The organism is Neorhizobium puerariae (assembly GCF_042429745.1).
GTDB classification, from domain to species: Bacteria; Pseudomonadota; Alphaproteobacteria; order Rhizobiales; family Rhizobiaceae; genus Neorhizobium; species Neorhizobium puerariae.
Map to the genome: position 1 here is coordinate 1 of NZ_JBHMAA010000042.1, position 21,089 is coordinate 21,089.

The following is a 21,089-nucleotide window of genomic DNA, read 5'->3' on the forward strand; positions in this document are numbered from 1 at the left end:
GACCTTGATGATCCCGCGCTCGACGCGGCCCGTCACCACCGTACCGCGGCCCGAGATCGAGAACACGTCTTCGATCGGCATCAGGAACGGCTGGTCGATCGGACGCTCGGGCGTCGGGATGTAAGCATCCACCGCAGCCATCAGCTCGCGGATCGCGTCCTCGCCGATCTTCTTGTCCGAATCCTCAAGCGCGGCAAGAGCCGAACCCTTGATGATCGGGATGTCGTCGCCCGGGAAGTCGTAGGACGACAGAAGTTCGCGAACCTCAAGCTCGACCAGTTCCAGAAGCTCCGCGTCGTCGACCTGGTCGACCTTGTTCAGGAACACGACGATCGCCGGAACGCCGACCTGGCGGGCCAGCAGGATGTGCTCGCGCGTCTGCGGCATCGGGCCGTCGGCGGCCGAGCAGACCAGGATCGCGCCGTCCATCTGCGCAGCACCGGTGATCATGTTCTTCACATAGTCGGCGTGGCCGGGGCAGTCGACATGCGCATAGTGACGGTTCGCCGTCTCGTATTCAACGTGCGCAGTCGAAATCGTGATGCCACGCGCCTTCTCTTCAGGCGCCGCATCAATCTGGTCATAAGCCTTGAACTCGCCGAAGTACTTCGTGATCGCCGCAGTCAGCGACGTCTTCCCATGGTCAACGTGACCAATCGTCCCAATGTTGACGTGCGGCTTGTTGCGCTCAAACTTGCTCTTTGCCATTTCCGGCTCTCCATTCTTGTCCCCTTTGCGGGGAAAAAATCTCTACTGTTTCAGACGGGATACCCCGGTCACTTCTGACCGGAGTACTTTGCCTGGATTTCGTTTGCGACGTTCGTCGGAACCGGCGCGTAATGATCGAAGACCATCGAGTACTGCGCGCGGCCCTGCGACATGGAGCGCAGGTTGTCGACGTACTTGAACATGTTCGCCAGCGGCACATGCGCATCGACCACGATGGCGATGCCACGCGATTCCTGGCCCTGGATCTGGCCACGACGGGAGTTCAGGTCGCCGATCACATCGCCGACGTAATCTTCCGGCGTCACAACCTCGACCTTCATGATCGGTTCGAGGAGCTGGGCGCCGGCCTTCTTGGCGGCTTCGCGGAAGCAGGCGCGGGAGGCGATTTCGAACGCGAGAACCGACGAGTCGACGTCATGGTAGGCACCGTCGAGGAGCGTCGCCTTGACGCCGAGCATCGGGAAGCCCGCGAGCGGACCGGAGGAGAGCACGCTTTCGATGCCCTTCTGGACGCCCGGGATATATTCCTTCGGAACCGTACCGCCGACGATCTTCGATTCGAACTTGAAGTCTTCGCCTTCCGGATTCGGCTCGAACAAGATCTTCACGCGTGCGAACTGGCCCGAACCACCGGACTGCTTCTTGTGCGTGTAGTCTTCTTCGTGCTGCTTCGTGATCGTCTCACGATAGGCAACCTGCGGAGCACCGACGTTGGCTTCGACCTTGAATTCGCGACGCATGCGGTCGACGATGATGTCGAGGTGAAGTTCGCCCATGCCGGCGATGATCGTCTGGCCGGACTCCTCGTCGGACTTGACGCGGAAGGACGGGTCTTCGGCAGCCAGGCGATTGAGGGCCAGGCCCATCTTTTCCTGGTCGCCCTTGGACTTCGGCTCGATGGCGATCTGGATGACCGGCTCGGGGAATTCCATGCGCTCCAGGATAACCGGCTTCAGCGGATCGCAGAGCGTGTCGCCCGTGGTGGTTTCCTTGAGGCCTGCGAGAGCGACGATGTCGCCTGCGAAGGCTTCTTCGATGTCCTCACGGGAGTTGGAGTGCATCTGCAGCATGCGGCCGACGCGCTCACGCTTTTCCTTGACCGTGTTCTGCAGCGAGGAGCCCTTTTCGAGCTTGCCCGAATAGATGCGGCAGAACGTGAGCGAACCGACGAAGGGGTCGTTCATGATCTTGAAGGCGAGCATGGAGAGCGGCTCGTTGTCGTCCGCATGACGCTCGATCTCGGCCTCGGTCTTGACGTCGATGCCCTTGATCGACGGAATGTCGGCCGGCGACGGCAGGAATTCGACGACGGCGTCGAGCAGCGGCTGAACGCCCTTGTTCTTGAAGGCGGAGCCGCAGAACATCGGGAAGAACTTGACGTCGATCGTGCCGCGACGGATGAGCGCACGGATCTTGTCGTTGTCCGGCATCTGGCCTTCGAGGTAGGCTTCCATCGCTTCTTCGTCGATCTCGACAACCGTCTCGATCAGCTTTTCGCGATATTCTTCAGCCTTTTCCTTGAGGTCGGCCGGGATTTCGACGACATCCCACTGGGCGCCGAGGGACTCGTCGCGCCATACGAGAGCGTTCATCTCGATCAGGTCGACAACGCCCTTGAACTCGGTTTCGGCGCCGATCGGCAGCTGGCAGACGACGGCGGTCGCGCCAAGACGGGTCTTGATCATCTCGACGGAGCGGTAGAAGTCCGCACCGGTCTTGTCCATCTTGTTGCAGAAGATCATCCGCGGGACGTTGTACTTGTCGGCCTGGCGCCAGACAGTTTCCGTCTGCGGCTCAACGCCGGCATTGGCGTCGAGCAGAGCGACCGCACCGTCGAGAACGCGCAGCGAGCGCTCGACTTCGATGGTGAAGTCGACGTGGCCGGGGGTGTCGATGATGTTGAAGCGGCGCATCTTGCCGTCGCGACCCTTCCAGAAGGTCGTGGTGGCGGCAGACGTGATGGTGATGCCGCGTTCCTGCTCCTGCTCCATCCAGTCCATCGTGGCTGCGCCATCGTGAACTTCACCGATCTTGTGCGACTTGCCGGTGTAATAAAGGATACGCTCGGTGGTCGTGGTCTTGCCGGCGTCGATATGCGCCATGATACCGAAATTTCGGTAGTCTTCGATTTTATACTCGCGAGCCATAAGACTGCCTTTCGAAATTCGATCGGATGAAGATTACCAACGGTAGTGCGAGAAAGCGCGGTTGGCGTCAGCCATCTTGTGCGTGTCTTCACGCTTCTTGACTGCGCTGCCGCGATTGTTTGCAGCATCCATGAGCTCACCGGAAAGGCGATCGACCATGGTCGTCTCGTTGCGCTTGCGGGCAGCGGCGATCACCCAACGGATCGCGAGAGCCTGGCGGCGCTCCGGACGCACGTCGACCGGGACCTGGTAGGTCGCACCGCCAACACGACGCGAACGGACTTCGACATGCGGCGCGACGTTGTCGAGCGCCTGATGGAAGATACCGAGCGGGTCCTGCTTGGACTTGCCCTGAACGGCGTCGAACGCGCCATAGACAATGTTTTCGGCCACGGACTTCTTGCCGTGGAGCATGATCGCATTCATAAACTTGGTGACGACGAGATCACCGAACTTCGGGTCTGGGTTGATCTCACGCTTTTCTGCACGATGGCGTCGGGACATTCTTCTTCTCGTCTCTTCAACTGTTAAGGCGCTCTACCACGCGGAGGACCTCGCGCAGCGCCGGGATTTCAAAATCCGGGCTCCCACGGGGGAAACCGGTATCCGAATTACTTCGGACGCTTCGCACCGTACTTCGAACGGCGCTGCTTGCGGTTCTTGACACCCTGGGTATCGAGAACGCCGCGGATGATGTGGTAACGAACGCCCGGCAAGTCCTTGACACGGCCGCCACGGATCATGACGACGGAGTGCTCCTGCAGGTTGTGACCTTCACCCGGGATGTAGCCGATGACTTCGAAACCGTTGGTCAGGCGAATCTTGGCGACCTTACGCAGAGCCGAGTTCGGCTTCTTCGGGGTCGTCGTATAGACGCGGGTGCAAACGCCGCGCTTCTGCGGGTTTTCCTGCAGAGCAGGAACCTTGTTGCGCTTTACCTGTGCCTGACGCGGCTTGCGGATCAGCTGGTTTACGGTAGGCATATAACCATCCCTTGCAAAATCTTCTTCCAAGCCCCTTTCGGGGCCTACCCTGATGCCGTTGCTGGCGACGACACACACATCTCCTCATGCGCAAAACGTGGCCCGATCCGATTTTCCGGATGGACCACAAAAGGCAGAGGACGCATTCCTCATACGTCATGCGTGCAGCATTCGTGTCTTCAACGTGCGTTTGGAACCGTGTTTGAGGCCACATTCCGGAACGAGTCATCCCGGACGGACAAGCCTCACATCGCTTCCGATGCGGGGCGTTTACTGTTTTCCCCCCTGCCCGTCAAGGGCCGCACCGAAAATAATGCCTCAAACCCCGGGGTTCCGGGCCGAACGGGGCGTTTCGAAACACGGTTTCGCGAGATTCAGAGCCCTTTCGGTATTAATATTTGGGAATCGCCGGCAATGGAACTAAAGAGTGCGGGAATGTTGCGTCCGGGGTTCTCCTCGGACAAGATGTAACCGAGCGGAGACAATGATGATCACCACGCCAGACAACGACAATAACCTCGACGCGCCGATGGTCTTCATCATCATCGGCAAGGGCTATGAGCAGAAAGGTGGAGACGGCATCGATCTCCATATCATGCTACGCGCGCCAGACGACGATTCCGCGGTGCGGGAGGCGCTCAATGCGCTCTCCGAGGAAGGTTTTCTCGAAGCGGACCTCGACCAGATCGGCGTGCTGACCGACGAGCCCACGGAAGAGCCGCATGCTTCGGCCTATCAGGGCGCACTGGAAGGCGAAGTCGCCATCATCCGTTTCGAATAGCGTGTCCGCGCGATGACCCCCACCCGCCGGCATAGTCCGGCGAGTGTCCCCCGACCGGCTTTTCTCCGGTCTTCGTCATCCGGCCGTCGGGGATCGCGTTGACCGACTCAGGAGCGTTGCCCCGGCCCGGCAGCAGGACCGGATAGGTCATTTCAGGCATCCTGCCGGTCAGGACGTATTGTCGCCGCCGGAATGGTTTTGGAAATCTTCCAGCCATGTCCGCCTGCCCCGGATGTCCGACCCGGATCGATCCTTCAAGTCTCAGCTTTCCACCTAAAACGTCAAAACGCCCGGATTGCTCCGGGCGTTTTCTTTTTCTTCAATTCCATGGGGTGCGACGAACGGGCACCCCCGCCGATCACTCGGCGGCCGGAGCGTTCTGGCCGGCCATGTCCTGCAGCATCGGGGTCGCGGAGCCAGCGCCCGAACCCTTCTTGCGCTCCTCCAGGATGAGGTCGTCGCGCGACGTGGCGATGCGGCGGATCTGGGTCATGGTGCCGCCCGTGCCGGCCGGGATGAGACGGCCGACGATGACGTTTTCCTTGAGCCCCTGCAGCGTGTCCATCTTGCCGGCGATCGCAGCTTCCGTGAGAACCTTGGTGGTTTCCTGGAAAGAAGCGGCCGAGATGAAGGACGGGGTCTGCAGCGACGCCTTGGTGATGCCGAGCAGGACCGGCTCACCGTAGGCAAGCTTCTTGCCTTCTTCGGCCAGGCGCTCGTTGGCGTCTTCCAGCTCGATCCGGTCGACATTGTCACCGACGATGTACTGGCTGTCGCCGGCATCGGTGATCTCGACCTTCTGCAGCATCTGACGGACGATGACCTCGATGTGCTTGTCGTTGATGACGACGCCCTGCAGTCGGTAGACTTCCTGGATTTCGTTGACGAGGTAGGAAGCAAGCGCTTCCACGCCCTTGATCGCCAGAATGTCGTGCGGCGCCGGGTTGCCGTCGAGGATGTAGTCGCCCTTCTCGATGTAGTCGCCATCCTGAAGATGGAAGGGCTTGCCCTTCGGGATCAGGTATTCGACCGGTTCGACACCGTCTTCCGCCGGTTCGATCATGACGCGACGCTTGTTCTTGTAGTCGCGGCCGAGGCGAATCGTACCATCGATCTCGGCGATGATGGCGTGATCCTTCGGACGACGGGCTTCGAACAGCTCGGCGACGCGCGGCAGACCGCCGGTGATGTCCTTGGTCTTGGCGCTTTCCATCGGGATACGCGCGAGAACGTCACCCTGGGAGACCTTCTGGCCCGGCTCGACGGACAGGATCGCGTCGACCGACAGCTGGAAGCGGGCTTCGCCACCACGCGACAGCTTGGCGATCGCGCCGGAAGCGTCCTTGATGACGATCGCCGGCTTGAGATCCGAACCGCGCGGCGTCGAACGCCAGTCGATGACCTGACGCTTGGTGATACCGGTGGATTCGTCGGTCGATTCCGAAACGGAGATGCCGTCCACGACATCCTCGAACTGAACCGTACCTTCGACTTCCGTCATCATCGGGCGGGTGTACGGGTCCCACTCGGCGAGACGCTGGCCGCGGCGGACCTTGTCGGCATCATCCACGAACAGCCGCGAACCGTATGCGACACGCTGCGAGGAGCGCTCGACGCCACGCTCGTCAAGGATGGTGATCGCCATGTTGCGGCCCATCGCGACGAGAACGCCTTCGGAGTTACGCAGAAGGTTGCGGTTCTTGATCTGGATCGTGCCTTCATAGGACGCTTCCAGGAACGACTGGTCGACCACGTTCGCCGTACCACCAAGGTGGAACGTACGCATGGTGAGCTGGGTGCCCGGTTCACCGATCGACTGGGCAGCGATGACGCCCACCGCTTCGCCCATGTTGACCGGCGTACCGCGAGCCAGGTCGCGGCCGTAGCAGACCGAGCAGACGCCCGTCTGGACTTCGCAGGTCAGCGCCGAACGGATGCGGACGGACTGGATGCCGGCCTTCTCGATTTCGGCGACATGCGGCTCGAGGATCATCTGGCCGGCCTTGACGAGGTTCTCGCCGGTGACCGGGTTGTCGATGTCGTCGAGCGCGGTACGACCGAGGATACGGGCGCCGAGCGAAGCCACGACCTGGCCAGCATCGACGATCGCCGTCATCGTGAGGCCCTTGTCGGTGCCGCAATCGACCAGGTTGACGATGCAATCCTGCGCGACGTCGACGAGACGGCGGGTCAGGTAACCGGAGTTCGCGGTCTTCAGGGCGGTGTCTGCGAGACCCTTACGGGCACCGTGCGTCGAGTTGAAGTACTCGTTCACGGTCAGGCCTTCCTTGAAGTTCGAGATGATCGGCGTTTCGATGATCTCACCCGACGGCTTCGCCATCAGGCCACGCATGCCGCCCAGCTGGCGCATCTGGTTCGGAGAACCGCGGGCACCCGAGTGCGACATCATGTAGATGGCATTCATCGGCTTCTGGCGACCGGTCTCGGCGTCGAACTCGACGGCCTTGATGCGCGCCATCATGTCTTCGGCGACCTTTTCGGTCGCCTTGCCCCAGGCGTCGACGACCTTGTTGTACTTCTCGCCCTGGGTGATCAGGCCGTCGTTGTACTGCTGTTCGTATTCCTTCACCAGCGCTTCGGTGTCGGCGACGATCTTCTCCTTGGTGGCGGGGATGACCATGTCATCCTTGCCGAAGGAAATGCCGGCGCGGCAGGCGTGGGTGAAGCCGAGCTGCATGATGCGGTCGCAGAAGATGACCGTGTCCTTCTGGCCGCAATGACGGTAGACCGTGTCGATCATCCTGGAGATGTTCTTCTTGGTCATTTCCTGGTTGCAGGTCTCGAACGGCACGTTGACGTTCTTCGGCAGCAATTCGCCGATGATCATGCGACCCGGAGTGGTCTCGTAGATCTTTGAAACCGGCTTGCCGTCGGCGTCGACGGTCTTGAAGCGGCCCTTGATCTTGGCGTGCAGCGTGACGACCTTGTTTTCCAGAGCGTGATGCAGCTCGCCCATGTCGGAGAAGGCCATGCCCTCGCCCGGCTCGTTCTGGTTCATGATCGACAGGTAGTAGAGGCCGAGAACCATGTCCTGCGACGGAACGATGATCGGCGCGCCGTTGGCCGGATGCAGGATGTTGTTCGTCGACATCATCAGCACGCGGGCTTCGAGCTGGGCTTCGAGCGACAGCGGTACGTGAACGGCCATCTGGTCGCCGTCGAAGTCGGCGTTGAAGGCCGTGCAGACGAGCGGGTGCAGCTGGATCGCCTTGCCTTCGACCAGGATCGGTTCGAAGGCCTGGATGCCCAGGCGGTGCAGCGTCGGAGCGCGGTTCAGGAGAACCGGATGCTCGCGGATGACTTCGTCGAGGATATCCCAGACTTCCGGCTTTTCCTTCTCGACCAGCTTCTTGGCCTGCTTGACGGTCGAGGAATAACCCTTGGCGTCGAGGCGGGCGTAGATGAACGGCTTGAAGAGCTCAAGCGCCATCTTCTTCGGCAGGCCGCACTGGTGCAGCTTCAGTTCCGGACCGGTCACGATGACAGAACGGCCGGAATAGTCGACGCGCTTGCCGAGCAGGTTCTGGCGGAAGCGGCCCTGCTTGCCCTTCAGCATGTCGGAGAGCGACTTCAGCGGACGCTTGTTGGCGCCGGTGATGACGCGGCCGCGACGGCCGTTGTCGAACAGCGCGTCGACAGATTCCTGCAGCATGCGCTTTTCGTTACGGATGATGATGCCCGGGGCGCGCAGTTCGATCAGGCGCTTCAGACGGTTGTTACGGTTGATGACGCGACGGTAGAGATCGTTGAGGTCAGAGGTCGCGAAACGGCCGCCATCGAGCGGAACCAGCGGGCGCAGGTCCGGCGGGATGACCGGAACGACCTTCATGATCATCCATTCCGGGCGGTTGCCGGACTCGATGAAGTTCTCGACGATCTTCAGCCGCTTCATCAGCTTCTTCTGCTTGAGATCCGACGTGGTGTCGGCAAGCTCCGAGCGCAGGTCGCCGGCGATCTTTTCGAGATTCATGGAAGCCAGCATTTCATAGATGGCTTCAGCACCGATCATCGCCGTGAACTGGTCTTCACCATATTCATCGACGGCGATCATGTATTCTTCTTCGGAAAGAAGCTGGTTTTCCTTCAGCGCGGTCAGGCCCGGCTCAGTGACGATGTAGTTCTCGAAATAGAGAACGCGCTCGACATCCTTCAGCGTCATGTCGAGAAGGGTCGAGATGCGCGAGGGAAGCGACTTCAGGAACCAGATGTGGGCGACCGGAGCGGCGAGCTCGATATGGCCCATGCGCTCGCGGCGAACACGCGACAGCGTGACTTCGACGCCGCACTTTTCGCAGATGATGCCCTTGTACTTCATGCGCTTGTACTTGCCGCACAGGCACTCGTAGTCCTTGATCGGTCCGAAGATGCGCGCGCAGAAGAGGCCGTCGCGTTCCGGCTTGAACGTACGGTAGTTGATGGTCTCCGGCTTTTTGATTTCGCCGTAGGACCAGGAGAGAATCTTCTCGGGCGACGCGATCGAAATACGGATCGAATCGAAGTGCTGCGCAGGCACCTGCGGGTTGAAAAGATTCATGACCTCTTGGTTCATGCCTATCTCCTTTAGGGGCCGAAGCCCTCGGCTTGCGATCGGTCCTGTCCGAATTCCCGGGAGGGACAGACCGACGCTTAAAACGGTCGTAGCCGCGAAATGCGGCGAAAGTTTCCCGATCCTGCCGGCGGGAACCGGCGTCGGGGAGCGGCGCGCGCCTTTATCTCAAGCGCGCGCCTTTTATCCTTACTCTGCAGCGTCAGGCAGTTGCTGCCCTGCTTCGCCCGTTTCGATCTTCGAATTCTCGAGCTCGACCGACAGACCCAGCGAACGCATTTCCTTGACGAGAACGTTGAAGCTCTCCGGAATGCCCGCCTCGAACGTGTCGTCGCCGCGGACGATCGCTTCGTAGACCTTGGTACGGCCTGCCACGTCGTCCGACTTCACGGTCAGCATTTCCTGCAGCGTGTAGGCCGCACCGTATGCTTCAAGCGCCCAAACTTCCATTTCCCCGAAGCGCTGGCCGCCGAACTGCGCCTTGCCGCCCAACGGCTGCTGGGTGACGAGCGAGTACGGACCGATCGAACGGGCGTGGATCTTGTCGTCCACGAGGTGGTTCAGCTTGATCATGTACATGTAGCCGACGGTGACCTTGCGGTCGAAGGGCTCGCCCGTACGACCATCATAGAGGACCGACTGGCCGGATTCATGCAGGCCGGCCTTCTTCAGCATCGAAGCGACGTCAGGTTCATGCGCACCGTCAAAGACCGGCGTTGCGATGGAGACGCCCTTGCGGGACTGCTCGGCCAGCTTGACCAGCGACGCGTCGTCGAAATTGGCAACCTCGTCCCTTGCCTGGCTGGAATACACTTCCGTCAGCTCGCGCTTCAGGTCGGTAATGTCCATCGACTTGCGATACTCGTCGAGCAGCTCGCCGATCTTCCTGCCCATGCCGGCGCAAGCCCATGCAAGGTGCGTTTCGAGAATCTGGCCGACGTTCATGCGCGACGGCACGCCCAGCGGGTTCAGGCAGATGTCGACATGCGTGCCGTCTTCGAGGAACGGCATGTCCTCGACCGGTACGATGCGCGAGACGACGCCCTTGTTGCCGTGACGGCCGGCCATCTTGTCGCCCGGCTGGATCTTGCGCTTCACAGCGACGAAGACCTTGACCATTTTCATGACGCCCGGAGGCATTTCGTCGCCGCGCTGAACCTTTTCGACCTTGTCCATGAAGCGCTGTTCAAGGCGCGACTTGGACTCGTCGTACTGGCCACGCAGAGCCTCGATCTCGCCCTGAACCTTTTCGTCCTCGACGGCGAACATCCACCACTGCGAGCGGGGATATTCGGAGACGACGGCGTTGGACAGCTCGACGCCCTTCTTGAAGCCCTTCGGACCGGCAACCGACATCTGGCCACGCAGCATGTCGAGCAGGCGACCGTAGACGTTGCGGTCGAGGATCGCCTGTTCGTCGTCGCGGTCCTTGGCGAGGCGTTCGATTTCCTCGCGTTCGATCGCCATCGCACGTTCGTCCTTCTCGACGCCGTGACGGTTGAAGACACGAACTTCGACGACCGTGCCGAACGTGCCCGGAGGCATGCGCATGGACGTGTCGCGGACGTCAGAGGCCTTTTCACCGAAGATGGCGCGCAGGAGCTTTTCTTCCGGCGTCATCGGGCTTTCGCCCTTCGGGGTGATCTTGCCGACGAGGATATCGCCCGGCTGGACTTCGGCGCCGATGTAGACGATGCCGGCTTCGTCGAGGTTCTTCAGCGCTTCTTCCGAAACGTTCGGAATGTCGCGCGTGATTTCTTCCGGACCAAGCTTGGTGTCACGCGCCATCACTTCGAATTCCTCGATGTGGATGGAGGTGAACACGTCGTCCGACACGATCCGCTCCGACATCAGGATCGAATCTTCGTAGTTATAGCCGTTCCAGGGCATGAACGCGACGAGCGCGTTGCGGCCGAGGGCAAGGTCGCCGAGATCGGTCGACGGACCGTCTGCGATGATATCGCCCTTGTTCAGAACGTCACCGACGGAGACCAGCGGACGCTGGTTGACGCAGGTGTTCTGGTTCGAACGCTGGAATTTCTGCAGACGATAGATATCGACACCGGACTTCGACGGATCGAGGTCTTCCGTTGCACGGATAACGATACGGGTCGCGTCCACCTGGTCGACCACGCCGCCGCGGCGGGCGGCGATCGCCGCGCCGGAATCGCGGGCGACGACCGGCTCCATGCCGGTGCCGACGAACGGAGCTTCGGCGCGCACCAGCGGCACGGCCTGACGCTGCATGTTCGAGCCCATGAGAGCGCGGTTGGCGTCGTCGTTTTCCAGGAACGGGATCAGCGCCGCTGCGACGGAAACGAGCTGCTTCGGCGAGACGTCCATCAGGTTGATGGTGTCGCGCGGGGCGAGCATCACTTCGCCGGCATGGCGGCAGACCACGAACTCTTCGGCAAAGGTGCCGTCATCGTTCATCGGCGCGTTCGCCTGCGCGACGTAGTACTTCGCCTCTTCCATGGCGGAGAGGTAAAGCACGTCGTTCGTCAGCTTGCCGTCGACGATCTTGCGGTACGGGCTTTCGATGAAGCCGTACTTGTTGACGCGGGCAAAGGTCGCAAGCGAGTTGATCAGACCGATGTTCGGGCCTTCCGGCGTTTCGATCGGGCAAATGCGGCCGTAATGGGTCGGGTGAACGTCGCGGACTTCGAAGCCGGCACGCTCGCGGGTCAGACCGCCCGGTCCAAGAGCCGACAGGCGGCGCTTGTGGGTGATTTCCGAAAGCGGGTTCACCTGATCCATGAACTGCGAGAGCTGCGAGGAACCGAAGAATTCACGAACGGCGGCGGCCGCCGGCTTGGCGTTGATCAGGTCCTGCGGCATGACGGTGTCGATCTCGATCGACGACATGCGCTCCTTGATGGCACGTTCCATGCGGAGCAGGCCCAGGCGATACTGGTTCTCCATCAGTTCGCCGACCGAACGGACACGGCGGTTGCCGAGGTTGTCGATATCGTCGATCTCGCCCTTGCCGTCGCGCAGTTCGACGAGCATCTTGACGACCGCCAGGATGTCTTCCTTGCGCAGGATGCGGACCGTATCCGGAACGTCGAGATCGAGGCGCATGTTCATCTTGACGCGGCCGACGGCGGAGAGATCGTAACGCTCCGCATCGAAGAACAGCGAGTTGAACATGGCTTCCGCCGATTCCATGGTCGGCGGTTCACCCGGACGCATGACGCGGTAGATATCGAACAGCGCGTCCTGGCGGTTCTCGTTCTTGTCGGCCGCAAGCGTGTTGCGGATATAGGCGCCGACATTGATGTGGTCGATGCCGAGGATCGGGATTTCATCGAACCCTGCGTTCAGGATGACCGGCAGGGTCTTCTCATCGATCTCGTCGCCGGCTTCCAGATAGATCTCGCCGGTTTCCAGATTGACGACGTCTTCGGCGAGATAGTTGCCGTAGAGGTCGTCATTGCTCGCCTTCAACGCCTTCAGGCCCTTTTCGGAGAGCTGGCGGAGCAGACGCGGGGTGAGCTTCTTGCCCGCTTCCACGACCACTTCGCCGGTATCGGCGTCGATCATGTCGGAGAGAGCCTTGGCGCCCTTCAGGGTTTCCGGCTGGAACGGGATACGCCAGCCCTCGCCGTCACGCTGGTAAGTGGCCTTCGAATAGAAGGTGGACAGAATGTCTTCGCCATCCATACCCAGCGCCATCAGGAGCGAGGTCACCGGAATCTTGCGGCGGCGGTCGATACGGGCAAAGACGATGTCCTTGGCGTCGAACTCGATGTCCAGCCAGGAGCCACGATAGGGAATGACGCGCGCAGCAAAGAGCAGCTTGCCGGAAGAATGGCTCTTGCCCTTGTCGTGGTCGAAGAAGACGCCCGGAGAGCGGTGCATCTGCGACACGATCACGCGCTCGGTGCCGTTCACGATGAACGTACCGTTATCGGTCATGAGCGGCATGTCGCCCATATAGACGGACTGTTCCTTGATGTCCTTGATGGACTTCGCGCCGGTATCCTCGTCGATATCGAACACGATGAGGCGCAACGTCACCTTGAGCGGCGCGGCATAGGTGAGATCGCGCTGGCGGCATTCTTCCACGTCGAACTTCGGCGGTTCGAATTCGTAGGACACGAATTCGAGCATCGAGGCGCCGGAAAAATCGCTGATCGGGAAAACGGACTTGAAAACGGCATTCAGACCTTCGTCCGGGCGGCCGCCCTTCGGTTCGTCGACCATCAGAAACTGGTCATAGGACGCCTTCTGAACCTCGATGAGGTTCGGCATCTCAGTGACTTCGGGGATTTTTCCAAAAAACTTGCGTACGCGCCTGCGACCATTAAACGAAAGGGTCTGAGCCATCGTCGCTCCTTCAAAAATGCATCCGGGCCTGCAACGGACGGGGTTCGCTGGCCAGTCGATCTCCCGTCAATCAATGGGTATTCCCAATCTCGTCCCACTTCCCCAACACGCCGGCCGGATTGCCTGAAAGCGGTTCGGTTCGGGACCATCCTCTTGAGAACCCATTACCCAAGAACCGTTTTACCGGTTCTTGGGTAATCAGTTCGGAGGAAACCGGCGGGAGAGGAGAGCCCCCCTCTCCCGCCGCATTCCGGTATTACTTGACGTCGACCTTGGCGCCGGCATCCTCAAGCTTCTTCTTGAGATCAGCGGCTTCAGCCTTGGAGACGGCTTCCTTGACAGCCTTCGGAGCGCCTTCGACGAGGTCCTTGGCTTCCTTGAGGCCGAGGCCGGTGATGGCGCGGACTTCCTTGATGACGTTGATCTTGTTCGCGCCGGCATCCGTGAGGATGACGTCGAACTCGGTCTTTTCTTCTTCAGCCGGAGCGGCAGCACCGCCGGCAGCGCCACCAACGGCAGCGACAGCTACCGGAGCAGCTGCGGAAACGCCCCACTTTTCTTCGAGCAGCTTGGAAAGCTCGGCAGCTTCCAGCACGGTGAGGGCAGAGAGGTCTTCAACGATCTTTGCGAGATCAGCCATTTTGATAGTTCCTTTTATTCGGTTCGAACCGGTTGGTTATAAACAGCGAAGTTCCGCCTTATGCGGCTTCGTCCTTCTTGGCATATGCTGCGAACACGCGGGCAAGCTGGGCTGCCGGTGCCTGAACAACGCCTGCGATGCGGGTTGCCGGGGTCTGAATCATGCCCAGCAGCTTTGCACGCAGCTCGTCCAGCGAAGGCAGAGTCGCAAGCGACTTGACGCCTTCCGCGTTGAGCGTGGTCGATCCCATGGCGCCGCCGAGAACAATGAGCTTGTCATTGATCTTGGCGAAATCCGAGACGACCTTCGGAGCTACGATCGGGTCATCGCTGTAGGCGATGAGCGTCTGACCCTTGAACAGGTCCGACATCCCTTCCGACTCCGTGCCCTGAAGAGCGATCTTGGCCAGGCGGTTCTTCGCGACTTTGACGGTGCCGCCAGCAGCGCGCATCTTGGAACGGAAGTCGTTCATCTGCGCGACTGTGACACCAGCATAGTGGGCCACGACAACCGAACCGGAAGCCTTGAAGACTTCGTTCAGCTCCGTGACGAATTCGCGTTTTTCCGCTCTTTCCACTGTCTGTCTCCAGTAGGTAGGACCGCAATCCTGCAGGCCCTACCGGGTTTGCCTTTGCCTCAAGGGACCGTTTTAAAAGATCCCGAGCGACGCTTGAGGGTCCTGTCCCCTCGCACTGTCACCTCAGCGGCTCCAGGCACAAGGCACACTAGGCTCGAACCGAACTCGAAAGGCGCCTTGGCGCTCTTGAAAATCCAAGTTCTTACCCGTCTCATGCAGGTCAAACGATTAAGGCCGAAGCCACCCGCAATCTCGGACAGGAATTCCGGATTTCTCCGGAAATCCCCGGCCCCGAAAGGCCGGGAATTCAGATAGTCCGCAACCTGTGGGCTGCGGACGAAATCATTAGGCCGTGACCGTCGACGGGTCGATCTTGACGCCCGGACCCATGGTCGAGGAAATCGCCACGCGCTTGACGTAGTTGCCCTTCGCGCCAGCCGGCTTCGCCTTGATGACCGCATCGGCGAAAGCCTTGATGTTCTCTTCGAGAGCCTTGGCGTCAAAGGAAGCCTTGCCGATGCCGGCATGGATGATACCGGCCTTCTCGACGCGGAACTCGACAGCACCACCCTTGGAAGCCTTGACGGCGCCGGTGACGTCCATGGTGACGGTGCCGACCTTCGGGTTCGGCATCATGCCGCGCGGACCGAGAACCTTGCCGAGACGGCCGACGAGCGGCATCATGTCCGGGGTCGCGATGCAGCGATCGAAGTCGATCTTGCCGCCCTGGACGATTTCGACCAGGTCTTCGGCGCCGACGATGTCTGCACCGGCAGCCTTGGCTTCGTCAGCCTTGGCGCCACGGGCGAAAACGGCGACGCGAACGTCACGGCCGGTGCCGTTCGGCAGGTTGACGACGCCGCGGACCATCTGGTCCGCATGGCGCGGGTCAACGCCGAGGTTCATGGCGATCTCGACGGTTTCATCGAATTTCGCCGTGGCGCGCGACTTGACCATCGAGATGGCATCCGTCAGGGCAACCAGCTTGGTCGGATCAACGCCTTCGCGGATCTTCTGAATACGCTTTGCAAGCTTTGCCATGTTACGCCACCACTTCCAGGCCCATGGCGCGGGCGGAGCCCTCGATCATGGCCATTGCGCCTTCGATGTCCGCGGCGTTCAGGTCCTTCATCTTGGCTTCGGCGATCGACTTGATCTGAGCCTTGGTGAGGGTGCCGGCCTTGGCGCCCTTGCCCGGGGTCTTGGAGCCGGAGGTGATCTTCGCTTCCTTCTTCAGCCAGTAGCTGACCGGAGGCTGCTTCATCGCGAACGTGAAGGACTTGTCCTGGAAATAGGTGATGACGACCGGGATCGGCATGCCCTTTTCCATTTCCTGCGTGGCGGCATTGAACGCCTTGCAGAATTCCATGATGTTGATGCCACGCTGACCAAGCGCCGGGCCGATCGGCGGGGACGGGTTCGCCGATCCTGCCTTGACCTGCAGCTTGAGCTGGCCCGCTACCTTCTTAGCCATTTCTCTCTGCCTTTCGTTATGGACCAGTCACCCGATCCTACATGCCGGAACATCCGGCGGCTGCGGTTGCGTGGTTCGGCCAAGGCATCCGGCTAAAGAAGCCTCCCTCCCACGCGCTTGCGGCAAACGCCGCGCGAGGCCTGCCGAACGAACGACAAGCCCCATTTCAAAACTCATCAGACCTTTTCGACCTGACCGTATTCCAGCTCGACCGGGGTCGCGCGACCGAAGATCGAAACCTCAACCTTGAGGCGTGACCGCTCCTCGTCGACATCCTGAACGATGCCATTGAAGGAGGCGAAGGGACCATCCGAGACGCGAACCTGCTCGCCGATCTCGAAAGTGATCGAGGACTTCGGGCGCTCCACGCCTTCCTGGACCTGCCCCAGAATCCGCTCCGCCTCGAAGTCCGGAATCGGAACCGGCTTGTTATCGGAACCGAGAAAGCCGGTGACCTTCGGCGTGTTCTTGATCAGGTGATAGGCTTCGTCGGTCAGGTTCGCCCGGACAAGAACATAACCCGGGAAGAACTTGCGCTCGGAATCGACCTTGCGGCCACGGCGCACCTCGACGACCTTCTCGGTCGGCACAAGGATTTTCTCGAACAGGTGCTCAAGCCCCTTCTGGCGAGCCTTGTTCTCGATATCCTCGGCTACCTTCTTCTCAAAATTGGAATATGCGTGGACGATGTACCAGCGCGCCGCCATCTTCATTCTCCAGAATCAAACGCTGACGTTCAGGACCAGGCGCAAAAGCCAGCCCATCAACTGGTCGGCAGCGAAGAAAAACAGCGCAGCAAAGACCACCATCACCAAAACCATCGCCGTGGAGATCATAGTCTCGCGACGAGACGGCCAATGGATCTTCGACGCCTCCGAGCGCACCTGGCGCAGAAACGTAACAGGATTGGTTTTGGATGCCATAGATTGCCCACGCAATTACGGCGCGTAAAGCTGATCTCGCCCAGCCCCACGCACCGCGTGTCTGTTTTGAACCCTACATAAACACCCCTTCCCCTTTACACAAGAGGGAAAACAGTGTTCGATGAAAATTTGCCGCTTTGTGCAGCACACCATTTCAGGACAATCCCGCTGCGGATGAACTCGCGCCAATCGTCTTGGAAATGGCAGGGGCAGAGGGGCTCGAACCCCCGACCTGCGGTTTTGGAGACCGCCGCTCTACCAACTGAGCTATACCCCTTCATTCCCACCGGCTTGGAAACATGCGATCCATTTCACCGCCGGCGGGCTAGGCGCTCCCTTTAAGGGGATGCGCCGCGCTTTGCAAGAGCGTTTTTGAATATCCCCGCGTTCTATCTCAGCTTTCTGTTCTGCTGATCGGAAGCGTCTCCAAAGCGCACGACCGAAAGCGCGGGCTCCCGGTTGCCGACGAGGATCTCCCTGCCCGGCAAATCCAGCCCTCCCGGCAGGACGCCCGGGGACTGACCGCTTCTTTCAGGCAGGGGAAGACGCTGCCAGGAGAGGCGGGGCGGCCTTTCCACATAGGCGTCCGGCTCATTGACCAGACCGCCGCAGACACGGGCGACGATCGCCTCGGCGGCCAGCTTGCGTCCGGCCTCGTTGTAGAAGTTGCCCTTGACCTGCACGCTGCCGGCCAGCGCCTTGATGAAATCCACAAGAAGCGTCTTGTCGATCGGTTCCGGCTGGCGCCAGAAGGTGTCGAGGCCGCCCTGATGGGTCAGCCCCGCAACGTCATAGACCGCGGCACCCAACGCGATCGTCGGCACACCCGCCCGGAGACTGTGCAGACCGGTCGTGGAATTGACCACGATCGCGCCATGGGAACTGCGAAGTATCGCCTGCAGATTGCCCTTTTCGATAAAGACCACCCTGCCCTTCACCCGGTACCGTTCGGCAAGTCGGGCGACAACCTTGCGCCAGCCTTCCAGATCGTTGTCCAGCGGATGCTGCTTGACAATCAGCCGGCCATTTTCGGGCGCATGGCGCGCAAAGGATTGAATGACCTGTTCGAGCATCTGCGACAGATGCCTGTAGGGCGAATTCGCACGGATCTGATAGTCACTCTGAAGCTGCAGGGCGAGCAAGTAGTTCTTCTTCGACTGGTCGTCGAGAAAACCTTCCGGCAGGTCGTGGCGTGCCCTGAACATGCGCGGCAGCCAGGACAAATAATCGAAGAGCGGGTCGTAATATTTGTCCGCCCGGTAAAACGGGAACATCAGCCAGCCGAAATAGGCGACCAGGTTATAGACGACCTCGTTGGTCGCCTCCTGACCGAAGGTATGGCTGTAATGCGAATGGAGATCGGGCGTTCCGACCTGCGCGGCGATCCGCCGGATATGATCCGGATCGCTCGGGAAATGCGAGAACCGCCCCATCCCGTCCCGTTCCAGCGTGATCCAGTCGGGCCTCAGGTAACCGAATTCCAAGGCATGACAACGCACGCCGAGCTTGCGGCCGATTCGCGATGCGAGACGATGATAGGGAAGCCGGTCGGCATAATAGAGGATATCGGTAATCGACTCGCGGCGAATAAGGTCGGCGAGATAGCGCGGCCAGGCCCGCAAGGTGCCGCGATAGTTGATCGCACCCCGCTTTCGCCAGTAAAGCTGGTCCCCGAAGGAAAAATTGACACGCTTCGTCCCGATGCCCTGCGCTTCGAACGCGTCCGCCAGTTCGCGCCAGAATACCGACGGAGGGCCTTGCAGGAACAGGACTTTGGTCATGCGGGAACCAATACTGCTTGATGGTTGCATACGCAAAGGACCGGCTTGCGGATGCGCCCCAATTGCGAGATGTGTCTACGAACTTCGATCGGTATTTTCCTCAAGGCAGTTTTCCCGTCAATGCCAAAGCAGCCCATGCCAATCATTCCCACAGGTTGTGTGACATGAAATCCCGCACTTTCCTGCTTCTTCAGGGCCCCGCCTCCCCGTTCTTGAAGTTCCTCGCGGAAGAGCTTGAAAAAAAAGGAGCTTCCGTAAAGAAAATCAGCTTCTGCCTGGGAGATATGGTGTTTTGGTGGCCGAGGGAAAGCAACCTGTTCCGGGGTCGCGAAAATGAATGGCCGGTGTATCTCAATTGCTACATCGGCGATCACAATGTGACAGACATCGTCATGTTGGGTGATGGCAGGCAGGTTCACGCGGTTGCTGCGGAGATAGGCATCCGGCATGGACTTCGCGTCCATGTCCTGGAACACGGCTATCTCAGGCCCGATTGGCTGACCATCGAGCCGGACGGCATGTCGGCTCATTCGCGCTTCCCGCGCGAGCCCGGCGAAATCATGGCGCTTGCCGCAAACGAGCCGGCAATTCCCTCGTCGGAACGCTACCATTCGAGTTTCCTCACCTACGCTCTTTACGACCTTGCGTTCCATATTCCGAACGTACTCCTCGGCTGGCTCGTCCATCCTCACTACCGGACGCATGGCCCCGTCCATCCTCTCGTCGAATATAGCGGCTGGATCTGGAAGGCTCTTGCCCTTCGCAGGCGACGGAAAGATGCGGAGCAGGCTATCGCGGCCTGCGTGACGCCCGAAGGCGGAGAAGACGGTGGCTTTTTCCTGTTTCCCCTGCAACTGCCCGGAGACTATCAGATCCGCCGGCATGCGCCGGGCGGAGACCTCTTCAGGCTGGCGGACGCGGCCATCGCCTCCTTCGCCCGGCACGCTCCTCCATCGAGCCGGCTGCTCTTCAAGGTCCATCCGATCGACAACGGCCTGTCGCGCTGGCCGAAGCGGATCGGCGAGATCGCGAAACGATCCGGCGTGGCTCACCGCGTGTTCGCCGCCGACGGGGGGAGCACGGACATGCTGATCGAAAAGTGCCGCGGCGTGGTGACCGTCAATTCCACGGTCGGGCTGACGGCCCTTGCTTCGGGCAAGCCGGCCATCGCACTTGGCGCGGCGATCTACGACGTGCCGGGCCTCGCCTTTCAGGATAGCCTGGCTGCTTTCTGGCAAAACCCGAAGGCTCCGGACCCGGACCTGTTCGATGCGTTCATCCGGGCGCTTGCGGCAACCACGCAGGTTCGCGGCGGCTTCATCGGCAGGGAAGCGATCCGCGCCGGCGTCGGGAATGTTGCAGCCCGGCTGTCGGAGACGACAGAAAGGCTGCCCCTCTCCTTCCGCAAGCCGCGTGGCGGGGCACACTTCCGTTACGAGAACGAGCTCTTCAAAGCCGATTGATCCTGGGTGAGGTTCCGTGGCGGATCATGCGGTAAGCCTGAAAGCGGAAAGGCCCCGCCGCTGCCGGCGAGGCCTTTCCTCATTCGATATTCTTCTATCGCTTACTCGACGATGGAAGCGACGATGCCGGCGCCGACGGTGCGGCCGCCTTCGCGGATCGCGAAGCGCAGCTTTTCTTCCATCGCGATCGGCACGATCAGTTCGACGTCAACCGTCACGTTGTCGCCCGGCATCACCATTTCCGTGCCTTCCGGAAGCGTCACGATCCCCGTCACGTCCGTCGTGCGGAAGTAGAACTGCGGACGGTAGTTCGTGAAGAACGGCGTATGACGGCCGCCCTCTTCCTTCGTCAGGATGTAGGCTTCCGCCTTGAACTTCTTGTGCGGCTTCACAGAACCCGGCTTGCACAGGATCTGACCACGCTCCACGCCGTTGCGGTCGACACCGCGCAGCAGCGCGCCGATGTTGTCGCCAGCCTGGCCCTGGTCCAGAAGCTTGCGGAACATTTCAACGCCCGTGCAGGTCGTCTTCGTCGTCGGACGGATGCCGACGATCTCGACTTCCTCACCGACCTTGATGATCCCGCGCTCGACGCGGCCCGTCACCACCGTACCGCGGCCCGAGATCGAGAACACGTCTTCGATCGGCATCAGGAACGGCTGGTCGATCGGACGCTCGGGCGTCGGGATGTAAGC

Annotated in this window: 17 protein-coding genes and 1 tRNA gene; 2 read left to right on the plus strand and 16 right to left on the minus strand. The window is 60.6% G+C overall.

The genetic code is table 11. From position 1 onward, the window contains the following. From ACFFP0_RS29135 to rpsL, 4 genes are all read right to left on the minus strand, one after another. The coding region (locus ACFFP0_RS29135; protein WP_377265730.1) for an elongation factor Tu at positions 1-708 on the minus strand (708 nt) is incomplete at its 3' end. Between the two features lie 68 nt (positions 709-776). Beyond that, the gene (gene fusA, locus ACFFP0_RS29140; RefSeq protein ID WP_377265731.1) at positions 777-2,876 is read right to left on the minus strand and encodes an elongation factor G; all 2,100 of its coding nucleotides are present in this window, start codon (positions 2,874-2,876) and stop codon (positions 777-779) included. 33 nt (positions 2,877-2,909) lie between these two features. Beyond that, positions 2,910-3,380: a 30S ribosomal protein S7 gene (gene rpsG, locus ACFFP0_RS29145; RefSeq protein WP_085423134.1), complete on the minus strand. Its 471-nt coding sequence runs from the start codon at positions 3,378-3,380 to the stop codon at positions 2,910-2,912. Positions 3,381-3,487: 107 nt separating this feature from the next. Next, positions 3,488-3,859: a 30S ribosomal protein S12 gene (rpsL, locus tag ACFFP0_RS29150; RefSeq protein WP_003507760.1), complete on the minus strand. Its 372-nt coding sequence runs from the start codon at positions 3,857-3,859 to the stop codon at positions 3,488-3,490. A 487-nt stretch (positions 3,860-4,346) separates the two neighbouring features. Between rpsL and ACFFP0_RS29155 the strand changes: the two genes are divergently transcribed. Further along, positions 4,347-4,640, plus strand: a complete 294-nt coding sequence (locus ACFFP0_RS29155; RefSeq protein ID WP_377265732.1) for a transcriptional regulator — start codon at positions 4,347-4,349, stop codon at positions 4,638-4,640. Positions 4,641-4,998: 358 nt separating this feature from the next. Here the strand turns inward: ACFFP0_RS29155 and rpoC are convergent, their stop codons facing one another. The 11 genes from rpoC to ACFFP0_RS29210 all read right to left on the minus strand — a co-directional run bounded on the left by rpoC (position 4,999) and on the right by ACFFP0_RS29210 (position 19,461). Then, on the minus strand, positions 4,999-9,210 hold the full coding sequence (rpoC, locus tag ACFFP0_RS29160; protein ID WP_377265733.1) for a DNA-directed RNA polymerase subunit beta': 4,212 nt from the start codon (positions 9,208-9,210) through the stop codon (positions 4,999-5,001). Between the two features lie 186 nt (positions 9,211-9,396). Further along, positions 9,397-13,536 (minus strand): DNA-directed RNA polymerase subunit beta, encoded by a 4,140-nt coding sequence (gene rpoB / locus ACFFP0_RS29165; protein ID WP_377265734.1) that lies wholly within the window; start codon positions 13,534-13,536, stop codon positions 9,397-9,399. A gap of 256 nt (positions 13,537-13,792) precedes the next feature. Further along, complete coding sequence (gene rplL, locus ACFFP0_RS29170; RefSeq protein ID WP_377265735.1) at positions 13,793-14,176, minus strand: 50S ribosomal protein L7/L12; 384 nt, start codon at positions 14,174-14,176, stop codon at positions 13,793-13,795. A 58-nt stretch (positions 14,177-14,234) separates the two neighbouring features. After that, positions 14,235-14,753 (minus strand): 50S ribosomal protein L10, encoded by a 519-nt coding sequence (gene rplJ / locus ACFFP0_RS29175; protein WP_377265736.1) that lies wholly within the window; start codon positions 14,751-14,753, stop codon positions 14,235-14,237. A 345-nt stretch (positions 14,754-15,098) separates the two neighbouring features. Further along, the gene (gene rplA / locus ACFFP0_RS29180; RefSeq protein WP_377265737.1) at positions 15,099-15,794 is read right to left on the minus strand and encodes a 50S ribosomal protein L1; all 696 of its coding nucleotides are present in this window, start codon (positions 15,792-15,794) and stop codon (positions 15,099-15,101) included. Between the two features lies 1 nt (position 15,795). Next, complete coding sequence (gene rplK, locus ACFFP0_RS29185) at positions 15,796-16,227, minus strand: 50S ribosomal protein L11 (RefSeq protein ID WP_377265738.1); 432 nt, start codon at positions 16,225-16,227, stop codon at positions 15,796-15,798. 176 nt (positions 16,228-16,403) lie between these two features. After that, a complete protein-coding gene (nusG, locus tag ACFFP0_RS29190; protein WP_377265739.1) occupies positions 16,404-16,934 on the minus strand; it encodes a transcription termination/antitermination protein NusG in 531 nt (176 codons plus the stop codon). Positions 16,935-16,949: 15 nt separating this feature from the next. Then, positions 16,950-17,150, minus strand: coding sequence for a preprotein translocase subunit SecE (gene secE, locus ACFFP0_RS29195; RefSeq protein ID WP_037088459.1), 201 nt, complete (start codon positions 17,148-17,150; stop codon positions 16,950-16,952). 201 nt (positions 17,151-17,351) lie between these two features. Next, positions 17,352-17,427, minus strand: a tRNA-Trp gene (locus tag ACFFP0_RS29200). A gap of 112 nt (positions 17,428-17,539) precedes the next feature. Then, positions 17,540-18,931, minus strand: a complete 1,392-nt coding sequence (locus ACFFP0_RS29205; protein ID WP_377265740.1) for a capsule polysaccharide biogenesis protein — start codon at positions 18,929-18,931, stop codon at positions 17,540-17,542. After that, on the minus strand, positions 18,928-19,461 hold the full coding sequence (locus ACFFP0_RS29210) for a hypothetical protein (RefSeq protein ID WP_377265743.1): 534 nt from the start codon (positions 19,459-19,461) through the stop codon (positions 18,928-18,930). The genes ACFFP0_RS29205 and ACFFP0_RS29210 overlap by 4 nt, the downstream gene beginning before the upstream one ends. Between ACFFP0_RS29210 and ACFFP0_RS29215 the strand changes: the two genes are divergently transcribed. Beyond that, positions 19,372-20,394, plus strand: a complete 1,023-nt coding sequence (locus tag ACFFP0_RS29215; protein WP_377265742.1) for a capsular biosynthesis protein — start codon at positions 19,372-19,374, stop codon at positions 20,392-20,394. The genes ACFFP0_RS29210 and ACFFP0_RS29215 overlap by 90 nt on opposite strands. Positions 20,395-20,495: 101 nt before the next feature. On the opposite strand, the gene ACFFP0_RS29220 is transcribed toward ACFFP0_RS29215, so the two are convergent. Beyond that, the coding region (locus ACFFP0_RS29220; protein WP_377265741.1) for an EF-Tu C-terminal domain-related protein at positions 20,496-21,089 on the minus strand (594 nt) is incomplete at its 5' end.